At 41.1% G+C, this 11,742-nt stretch carries 2 protein-coding genes and 1 pseudogene; all 3 read left to right on the forward strand.

Annotated elements, in window-relative coordinates; genetic code table 11:
- Window positions 1–82: 82 nt before the first annotated feature.
- Window positions 83–6,304 carry a LamG-like jellyroll fold domain-containing protein gene (locus tag OH459_RS26400; protein ID WP_269989521.1) on the forward strand — a complete coding sequence of 2,074 codons (6,222 nt, stop codon included), beginning with the start codon at window positions 83–85 and terminating at the stop codon, window positions 6,302–6,304.
- Between the two features lie 19 nt (window positions 6,305–6,323).
- Entirely contained in the window at window positions 6,324–10,934 is a 4,611-nt protein-coding gene (locus tag OH459_RS26405) for an RHS repeat-associated core domain-containing protein (protein WP_269989522.1), read from the forward strand.
- Between the two features lie 307 nt (window positions 10,935–11,241).
- Window positions 11,242–11,572 (forward strand): annotated as a pseudogene (locus OH459_RS26410) (IS5/IS1182 family transposase); the annotation flags it as partial.
- Window positions 11,573–11,742 lie beyond the last annotated feature (170 nt).

Here is an 11,742-nt window from a genome sequence, read left to right on the forward strand (position 1 = left end):
TATGCAACAGTACGAATTTATTCATTTATAAAAACTAACGGCAATCTTATGTTCCAAACTACATATATTATTCAGGTCTAACATGAGAATTATAATAATATTGTTAATAATTCTCTTTCCATTTAACATCTATGCTACTTCATTTTCATATGATGAACTAGGTCGATTAAAACGTATTTCAAACTTTGACAATTCTGAAGAGGTATATTTTTTATCTGATGCCTCTACTAATATTAGAGAAATAAAGAAATCGAAAAATGTCACATCTCCTCTCAAAGATATCCACGCTAGTTCATTTGAAATTGAATCAAAAAACCATCAAAACTATTCTGATTTCTCAGTAAACTGGCGCTTAAATGGGGCCCCAAAAGATATATTTTACGAGTTGTATATTGGCGAAAACGAAACACCAAACTTATATCTTTCATCACTGAATGAACCATATTTTCATGGTGACTTATCAAACATAAAAAATCCTATTTATTTTCAAGTTAAAGCTTATGATGCACTAGGAAATAAAGTTTCAAGTATTATTAAAAGAGTTCAACCTTTAGATTCAGATGGTGATGGTTTAGCCGACCATATTGAAGATAAAATTTGCACCTCAAAAGTCAGTCAAGACACCGATGGAGATGGGTTAAGTGATTTTCAAGAATACATTGTAGATAAACAAAACTACGCAACAAACCCATGCGCTTTTGATAGTGATCATGATGGAATGAGTGATCGCTTAGAGTATGAATTAGGCAGTAACCCTCTAGTTGCAGATGCCAATGAGGACGCAAATAACAATGGAATAACAAATTGGCAAGAATACACATTTGCTCAAGCTAGAGAAGATGCAGAAGCTGGAATCGTTGTATCAAGCGGTGACCGAGAACTAGATTTACGTGGCAATAAAGAAACAATGCAACTTAGCTATACCCCTCAAGCAAAGCAAAGTATGACGTTGATGAGTTGGGTTAAGTTTAATCAGACTAATGGAATCACCCAACGTATGGGGACTTACGGCGGTAGCAACAATAATTTGTTCATAGGCATTGATAAAGACGGAGATATGTACGCTGGCGGTGGAAGTGGGGCGATTTCAAAAGATAACATCACTTTCTCCAGTGGAGAATGGACTCATTTAGCTTTAGTGAGAACTGAAAACGGAGCTATCGATAATTATGTTGTTTATGTCAATGGACAGCTTTTTGACTCTTTTTCTGGAGTTTTTAAAGTACGTAATTCTTACAGTGCTTACAACTTATTCATTGGCGCACTGAACAGCTACAACGGCGTACAAGACCATATGGATGCCGTCCTTGATGATGTGCAACTGTGGTCCCGAGCCCTAACAAAAACCGAAGTTCAAAGCTACATGTTGACGCCTCCTTTACCTGGCGAGCAAGACTTGATTGGGTTCTATAACTTCAGTCGAGTTCGTGGTCAATGGGTAGAAAATGTGGCAACCGGTGAGTTTGATGCTTACTTAACTGACGCATCAACGTTGAAGGTTGCTGATGTACTACCAGACAGTGATGGTGATGGATTAACGGACCGTCAAGAAATGTCACTGTGCACAGACCTTTACGTAGCAGACAGTGATGGTGATGGATTATCCGATGGTGTAGAAATGGGGGCGACGACAGGTAAAGTCATTGCTGACCCATGCTCAATCGACAGTGACCATGATGGCATGAGTGATAATTGGGAATATAAAGCAGGTAGCAACCCATTGGTGGCAGATGCAAATAAAACCATCGAGCTGGATGGCATCACATATTGGGAGGCATATGTACTTGCCCAATCAAAAGCAGATACTGAAGCTGGTATCTCCATAACAACTGGTGACCGAGAACTAGATTTACGAGCCAATAAAAACATAATGCAACTTGGCTACACACCACAAATGGCTGAATCGATGACACTGATGACCTGGATAAAGTTCAGTCAAGTAAAAGGCATTATACAACGCATGGGAATAGATAGTGGGGCATTCAAGCGGCTATTTTTAGGTATTGATCAAGACGGTGATATGTATGCCGGCGGTGGCAATAACTCAATTTCCAAAGAAGACATTACATTTGCTGCTAACGACTGGGTACATTTAGCTTTAGTTGTCGAAGAAGGTGGCAGCTTTGATAGGTACACTGTGTACGTTAATGGCGGAGTATTTGACGATTTTTCAGGTTATTCAAAGGGCAGTCCTAATACTCGTAACTTAATCATCGGCGCACTGAACAGCGACAACGGCGTACAAGACCATATGGATGCCGTCCTTGATGATGTGCAACTGTGGTCTCGAGCCCTAACAAAAACCGAAGTTCAAAGCTACATGTTGACGCCACCTTTACCTGGCGAGCAAGACTTGATTGGGTTCTATAATTTCAGTCGAGTTCGTGGTCAATGGGTAGAAAATGTGGCAACCGGTGAATTTGATGCTTACTTAACTGACGCATCAACGTTGAAGGTTGCTGATGTACTACCAGACAGTGATGGTGATGGATTAACGGACCGTCAAGAAATGTCACTGTGCACAGACCTTTACGTAGCAGACAGTGATGGTGATGGATTATCCGATGGTGTAGAAATGGGGGCGACGACAGGTAAAGTCATTGCTGACCCATGCTCAATCGACAGTGACCATGATGGCATGAGTGATAATTGGGAATATAAAGCAGGTAGCAACCCATTGGTGGCAGATGCAAATAAAACCATCGAGCTGGATGGCATCACATATTGGGAGGCATATGTACTTGCCCAATCAAAAGCAGATACTGAAGCTGGTATCTCCATAACAACTGGTGACCGAGAACTAGATTTACGAGCCAATAAAAACATAATGCAACTTGGCTACACACCACAAATGGCTGAATCGATGACACTGATGACCTGGATAAAGTTCAGTCAAGTAAAAGGCATTATACAACGCATGGGAATAGATAGTGGGGCATTCAAGCGGCTATTTTTAGGTATTGATCAAGACGGTGATATGTATGCCGGCGGTGGCAATAACTCAATTTCCAAAGAAGACATTACATTTGCTGCTAACGACTGGGTACATTTAGCTTTAGTTGTCGAAGAAGGTGGCAGCTTTGATAGGTACACTGTGTACGTTAATGGCGGAGTATTTGACGATTTTTCAGGTTATTCAAAGGGCAGTCCTAATACTCGTAACTTAATCATCGGCGCACTGAACAGCGACAACGGCGTACAAGACCATATGGATGCCGTCCTTGATGATGTGCAACTGTGGTCTCGAGCCCTAACAAAAACCGAAGTTCAAAGCTACATGTTGACGCCACCTTTACCTGGCGAGCAAGACTTGATTGGGTTCTATAATTTCAGTCGAGTTCGTGGTCAATGGGTAGAAAATGTGGCAACCGGTGAATTTGATGCTTACTTAACTGACGCATCAACGTTGAAGGTTGCTGATGTACTACCAGACAGTGATGGTGATGGATTAACGGACCGTCAAGAAATGTCACTGTGCACAGACCTTTACGTAGCAGACAGTGATGGTGATGGATTATCCGATGGTGTAGAAATGGGGGCGACGACAGGTAAAGTCATTGCTGACCCATGCTCAATCGACAGTGACCATGATGGCATGAGTGATAATTGGGAATATAAAGCAGGTAGCAACCCATTGGTGGCAGATGCAAATAAAACCATCGAGCTGGATGGCATCACATATTGGGAGGCATATGTACTTGCCCAATCAAAAGCAGATACTGAAGCTGGTATCTCCATAACAACTGGTGACCGAGAACTAGATTTACGAGCCAATAAAAACATAATGCAACTTGGCTACACACCACAAATGGCTGAATCGATGACACTGATGACCTGGATAAAGTTCAGTCAAGTAAAAGGCATTATACAACGCATGGGAATAGATAGTGGGGCATTCAAGCGGCTATTTTTAGGTATTGATCAAGACGGTGATATGTATGCCGGCGGTGGCAATAACTCAATTTCCAAAGAAGACATTACATTTGCTGCTAACGACTGGGTACATTTAGCTTTAGTTGTCGAAGAAGGTGGCAGCTTTGATAGGTACACTGTGTACGTTAATGGCGGAGTATTTGACGATTTTTCAGGTTATTCAAAGGGCAGTCCTAATACTCGTAACTTAATCATCGGCGCACTGAACAGCGACAACGGCGTACAAGACCATATGGATGCCGTCCTTGATGATGTGCAACTGTGGTCTCGAGCCCTAACAAAAACCGAAGTTCAAAGCTACATGTTGACGCCACCTTTACCTGGCGAGCAAGACTTGATTGGGTTCTATAATTTCAGTCGAGTTCGTGGTCAATGGGTAGAAAATGTGGCAACCGGTGAATTTGATGCTTACTTAACTGACGCATCAACGTTGAAGGTTGCTGATGTACTACCAGACAGTGATGGTGATGGATTAACGGACCGTCAAGAAATGTCACTGTGCACAGACCTTTACGTAGCAGACAGTGATGGTGATGGATTATCCGATGGTGTAGAAATGGGGGCGACGACAGGTAAAGTCATTGCTGACCCATGCTCAATCGACAGTGACCATGATGGCATGAGTGATAATTGGGAATATAAAGCAGGTAGCAACCCATTGGTGGCAGATGCAAATAAAACCATCGAGCTGGATGGCATCACATATTGGGAGGCATATGTACTTGCCCAATCAAAAGCAGATACTGAAGCTGGTATCTCCATAACAACTGGTGACCGAGAACTAGATTTACGAGCCAATAAAAACATAATGCAACTTGGCTACACACCACAAATGGCTGAATCGATGACACTGATGACCTGGATAAAGTTCAGTCAAGTAAAAGGCATTATACAACGCATGGGAATAGATAGTGGGGCATTCAAGCGGCTATTTTTAGGTATTGATCAAGACGGTGATATGTATGCCGGCGGTGGCAATAACTCAATTTCCAAAGAAGACATTACATTTGCTGCTAACGACTGGGTACATTTAGCTTTAGTTGTCGAAGAAGGTGGCAGCTTTGATAGGTACACTGTGTACGTTAATGGCGGAGTATTTGACGATTTTTCAGGTTATTCAAAGGGCAGTCCTAATACTCGTAACTTAATCATCGGCGCACTGAACAGCGACAACGGCGTACAAGACCATATGGATGCCGTCCTTGATGATGTGCAACTGTGGTCTCGAGCCCTAACAAAAACCGAAGTTCAAAGCTACATGTTGACGCCACCTTTACCTGGCGAGCAAGACTTGATTGGGTTCTATAATTTCAGTCGAGTTCGTGGTCAATGGGTAGAAAATGTGGCAACCGGTGAATTTGATGCTTACTTAACTGACGCATCAACGTTGAAGGTTGCTGATGTACTACCAGACAGTGATGGTGATGGATTAACGGACCGTCAAGAAATGTCACTGTGCACAGACCTTTACGTAGCAGACAGTGATGGTGATGGATTATCCGATGGTGTAGAAATGGGGGCGACGACAGGTAAAGTCATTGCTGACCCATGCTCAATCGACAGTGACCATGATGGCATGAGTGATAATTGGGAATATAAAGCAGGTAGCAACCCATTGGTGGCAGATGCAAATAAAACCATCGAGCTGGATGGCATCACATATTGGGAGGCATATGTACTTGCCCAATCAAAAGCAGATACTGAAGCTGGTATCTCCATAACAACTGGTGACCGAGAACTAGATTTACGAGCCAATAAAAACATAATGCAACTTGGCTACACACCACAAATGGCTGAATCGATGACACTGATGACCTGGATAAAGTTCAGTCAAGTAAAAGGCATTATACAACGCATGGGAATAGATAGTGGGGCATTCAAGCGGCTATTTTTAGGTATTGATCAAGACGGTGATATGTATGCCGGCGGTGGCAATAACTCAATTTCCAAAGAAGACATTACATTTGCTGCTAACGACTGGGTACATTTAGCTTTAGTTGTCGAAGAAGGTGGCAGCTTTGATAGGTACACTGTGTACGTTAATGGCGGAGTATTTGACGATTTTTCAGGTTATTCAAAGGGCAGTCCTAATACTCGTAACTTAATCATCGGCGCACTGAACAGCGACAACGGCGTACAAGACCATATGGATGCCGTCCTTGATGATGTGCAACTGTGGTCCCGAGCCCTAACAAAAACCGAAGTTCAAAGCTACATGTTGACGCCACCTTTACCTGGCGAGCAAGACTTGATTGGGTTCTATAACTTCAGTCGAGTTCGTGGTCAATGGGTAGAAAATGTAGCAACCGGTAAGTTTGATGCTTACCTAACTGACGCGTCTTCGATTATTAATAAGCTTTCTCTGAATTAAATTGAACGAAGTGATTAAAATGAAAAATAGTATCATAGCTATTGGGCTTTTAAGTGGTGTTCTTTCCGGTTGTGGGAGCGAGAAACACGAAGTCAAAATTAACGAAGTACAACCCAATTTAGTTGCGATGGATTTGAGTTCTACTCCAACTAATGCCGAGTTAGTCGCTGCCGGACAATTGGGAGGTATACTCAGCCCTACGGCCCCAGTAGAAGATAAAGTTGAGAAAAACAGCTTTAGTTTGTTTGACCTATTAAACACTGATGATAGTAATGAGCGAATAGCCTTTGGACATGCTATTCAAAATTGGAATAAACATGATTATCAAGGAGCTACTCAGCAATTTGATGCCTTCAGGAAAACATATCCTAATAGCGCTTGGGCATCTGAAGCAACATTACACATGGCTTGTAACGCTAGATTTACAGGGCAATACTCATTGGCAAACCAACTATTTCAAGAGATTATCGAGAAAAACGAATCATCAGATTATGTAGGTGCTCAAATGATGACCGCGAAAGCTAAAAGTCGTCTAGCAGTATTGAGACTAATGGAAAATAACCCATTAGAAGCCAAAAAACTATTTAGAGAAGTAAAAGAAAACTCACCAGACTGGCGTTTGAGAACTTATGCATCAACTTGGATTAGAAAGTTATCTTTATTAGAAGAGGGGGCTGGAAGTCTTCTTGATTGTGGTACACGAGCATTAAGTTACTTACTGAAACAAGACAATCAGTTTGATGCAGCTGAAGAAGTTCTGGGGTACGCCCCGGGTAATGACGGCTTTAGCATTGCAGATATGGTTTCTTTATCTGAAAAATATGGATACCAGGCCATTGCTGTAAAAGCGACAGTTGATGAGCTTACTAACGCGCTTTTTCCATCCATTCTACAAATCGATCGAGATGCTACAGGCGGACGGGGGCATTATTGGGTTTTAGAAAACTACAATGATGACAAGTTTAATATCTTCGACCCGCAAATGAATCGCCGTTTTAGTTTTACAAAAAAACAGTTAGCAAAAGAGTGGGAAGGAAATGTAATTCTTTTGACAGATAGCTCTAGTGATCATATTGGAGTATCACTTAGCCAAGCAGAGATGGAAAGTACGTATGGAGGTTGCTGTGGCATACAGAGACCTCCTGGTGAACCAGGTGAGCCTGGTAAAGATCCCGAGGAGCCAGAGCCACCTTGTGAACCATCTAAGGGGGCTCCCATTTGGTCAATTAATATGATCAATATGAACCTATATATCAAAGACACACCACTCTGGTATAAGAGTACAATTGGACCAGATGTAGACATCCAGCTCAGCTATAACACACAAAGTGTTTTAGCTCAGAATGAACCTTTCGGAGTTAAGTGGATGTTTAATTATGGAACTTATCTTGTTGTAGATCCTGGAGGGGCTGTAACTATTTTTAGCCCCGACGGACGAGAGGATGTTTTCGTTAAAAATTCAGAGGGAGTGTATCAATCAGATAATTATTTCCGAACAACGCTCGTTGAGTCTAACGGTCTCTATAAACTAACCTCTTCAGATGGAAGCAAAAAAATATATGGAATCCCTGAAGGCACAAAAGCACTGCAAAATTTTTTATTAGAAGAAATTGATCCATTTGGTAAAAAGGTGACGTTTTATTATGATGATTCTGCAAGGATGACCCATATTAAAGATGCTTTGGGACGTCTTACGTTACTTGAATACAATTCCGAAGGACTTGTTAGTACAGTAAGAGATCCGTTCAATCGAGAAGCAAAGTTTCTTTATGATGATAAGCGAAATCTAATTTCACTTACCGATATGGAAGGATATACCAGCACACTTACCTATGATAGCGATCATCTAATAAAATCTATTACAGATGCCAAAGGAACGACATCATTCTTTATTGAACCTGCAGATGGTATCCCCAATGGCTCAGATGCATATAACCCCCCAGGGACTCCTACTTGGGAGAACTATCGCATTACGGTAACGAACCCGAATGGAGATAAGGAGGAATATTATTTTGATGGGTTTAGTAATCGGGGCTGGTATATAAATGCAGATAACTACGTCCCATATTCAAACCAATGGAGCAATAATCTCAAAGATGCAGTAAAGACGACATATGAATACGTCACTCCAAATGGTCGTCAAGGCAAGATCGCAAAAATTACAAACCCGGATGGCACACACAAAAAATTTACTTACTACTCCAACAATAAAGTAAAAACAGTGACAGACGAACATGGATTAACGGAGCTGTACGAATGGAATTCGAAAGGGCTATTGACAAAGTTTACAGACAAATTAGGTAATGAAACTCTGTATACATACGCAGAGAACGGGGTTGATGTTATTAAAATCGCTAGTCCATTTGGTGACGAACAGTATAGTTATAACAAAAACCATCAAGTAACTCAGTATACGAATAAAAATGGGGAAGACACTGAATATAGTTACGACCTTGGAGGTAACTTAACTTCGATCAAAGGTGCGAGTGGCGTGGTCACTACACTGGAACATGATTCCACAGGACGTATCGTAACTGTGCGTGTAGGAGGAGAGATACTCAACCGATACAAGTATGATGATATCGGACGAGTAACTTCTATTAAAGATGCTGCAGACTACGAAATGCGATTTCAATACAACAAAATTGACACTTTAACGCAGTTCCATAGTGCGGCTGATCGAACAATACAGCGGCAATTCGGTAGTTGCCCCCGTATGTTAAGAAAAGAAACGTTACCAGGTAATCGAGATTACCAGTATCGGTACGATGGGCAGAAACGACTTATCGAGGTGATTACCCCAGCTAAAGGGCGTATTCAAATTGGTCGCTCTAAAAGCGGTCTCATAACGTCATTGACGGATCAAAATCAAAACCGAACTTCTTTTGAGTACACGACATCAGGAGCCTTAAGTAAGAAGATTTATCCGGATGGTGGCACTTTAAAATACAACTACAGTAAAGGTCGGATCAAGCAAATAACAAATGCTAGAGGCATAACAAAAACTTTTTATTTCAATAAGAACCAGCAACTAAGTAAGATTAACTACAGTGACAAAACGCCGAACGTCGAATACAGCTATAACGAGCTCGGTCAACTTAGCAAAGTTAAAGACGGCGTCGGCTATACACAATACAAATATGAAAAAAATGGCCGTCTTATAGAGATAGATGGACCACAAGATAATGACACTATACTGCTACAGTATAACCGACTTAATTTATTATCTGAATTATATGTCAATGGGAAATTAAATACTGCATACCAATATGATGATTTAGGGAGAATCGTCGAGATAAATGCCCTGGGACAACTATTTACTTATCGTTATGATTATTCACCTCTAGCATTCTCTATGAGTCAGGTTTTACCTAATGGCATTACAAAAAAAACGACTCTTAATGAAGTGGGTGAATTGAATTCAATCACATACAAGAATAAAGACTCTGTTCTGGCTAACTATCAATATAGATTTGATGAAGCAGGGCAAGTCGCAGAGCAAACAGGAACTCCAGCATGGTTTTTACCTAAGGTTTCCTCAAGAGCTAAGTATAATGAACTAAACCAGATCACCGAATGGAATGGGGACGCTAACGCATTTTTGTACGATGAAGACGGTAACCCTATCAGAGGAATTTTAGATGATGGAGTCCCTTTTGAAGCAGAGTATGATGCGGAAAACCGCTTAACCCAACTGATCTTTACAAAAGGTAGCACCATCTATCGCGAGGAATTTGTTTACGCGTATAATCATATGCTAACCCATTATAAATTATACAAAAATAAAACGTTGGTAGAAGATAAGCAGTTTGTTCGTTTCGGGTTAATTGAGCTTCAGCAACGTAATGCTCATGGGCAGGTAGTTCAAGAGTATGCGTGGGACAAGTTAGCTGCTGGCGGCATTGGCGGATTACTGGTAACAAAAGCCAAGAATGAGGTATTTACCTACGTTTATAATCATCTAGGGCACGTTCAAAAAGTACTGGATTCGTCAGGTCAAGAGATTGAGAGCTATCGATACTCCCCATATGGGCAAGTAGAGGGAGGAAACTTTAGCCAGCAGCCTTTTGGCTACTCAACGAAACGCAGTGACTTCAAAAGTGGGTTAGTATATTTTGGTTATCGATTCTATTCGCCTTATCAACGACGCTGGCTTAACCGCGATCCATTACAAGAGCAAGGTGGGATTAACCTTTATGCATATGTAAATGGAGATCCTTTGGGGTATGTGGACCCAGATGGTCGGTGGTCTGTAGGTTTCAGTGTTTATGCAGGAGTTGGGGGAGGCTTTAGCATTGGATACAACCCAAACACTGGCAAAGCTTTTGGGAAGCTACACGCAGGTGTAGGGGCTGAAGGTGGATTTAGCTTTGATCCTAATGATAATGGTGATGAAGCAAGGCAAAAATGCTCTAACAACCTAGACCTATCATTAGGAACAGAGGCTAGCTGGGGAGTTAATGTTGGACCTTACGGGCTTGGAGCAAGTTCCAGTACCGACTTTTTTTCGGGTAAACATGGTAACCCAAATGATTTAGGGAACTTACAGCCAAACTTCAATGCTGCTGGTGTCGATCTGAGTGCTGGAATTGGTGCTCATGTTAGTTTTACTGGTTCTTTTATCTACTAGAGGTAATTTTGACTATTCAAGACTTAATTAGAATTATTATTTTTATTAGTTTCCTAACATTAGGATTATGTTTAACCCTAGGCCCCATACTAATAAGCCAGTATAAAAAAGAAAAAAGAGGCGTGTTAGATTATATTGATAACTTTTTGATCCTTTTTATCGATAAGGCTTTGTTAACCGATAAAGGAATTAAAATTCAGAAATATGTTAGGCGAGTTTTTTACATTTCAACCATATGCTTCACTGGTATGATCTCAATAATTATACTCTTCGACTTATAACAAGGAGTTATTGAGATTCCTTAACTTCAAGAGAGTATCACAGAGCGATTAGGGTTAACAAAGCGATATCTTTAATCCCCCCGCGTGAAGGTGTCGCTTTCTGGGGAAAAAGGGCATCCACGTAATTTGGCAGTTGGCAGCCAAAAGCTCTATGGCTCGAACAAAAAGTGGAAACAGAAGTATGGTTACCACAAGCGCTCATTATCGGAGACCGCTATGTATCGCGTAAAACAACTACTAGGTGCATCACTCACGCTTCGAAATTACAACGCACAAGTGGGTGAGACTTACGCAATGATCAAAGCACTCAACAAGCTAACTGGGATAGGTATGCCTGAAACTCAGGATGTTGTTTAAAATGAGGTCTATTTAGCTAGTGTTCGCTATTTAGCAGAATTCAGCAACAAAGCCTAAAAACACTCATTAAAATTTTGCATCACTTATTGTTGCATAAACACCAACCTATCATTTTGTATACTTTTTGATAGTTCGTGAAATTATCTATCAAAAGTACTATTATAAATGCC

It is taken from the genome of Vibrio sp. MM46 (assembly GCF_027587135.1).
GTDB classification, from domain to species: Bacteria; Pseudomonadota; Gammaproteobacteria; order Enterobacterales; family Vibrionaceae; genus Vibrio; species Vibrio harveyi.

Bases quoted from the DNA above. Each gene is read 5' to 3' on its own strand.
- OH459_RS26400 (WP_269989521.1), top strand. From the start codon at position 83: ATGAGAATTATAATAATATTGTTAATAATTCTCTTTCCATTTAACATC.
- OH459_RS26405 (WP_269989522.1), top strand. From the start codon at position 6,324: ATGAAAAATAGTATCATAGCTATTGGGCTTTTAAGTGGTGTTCTTTCC.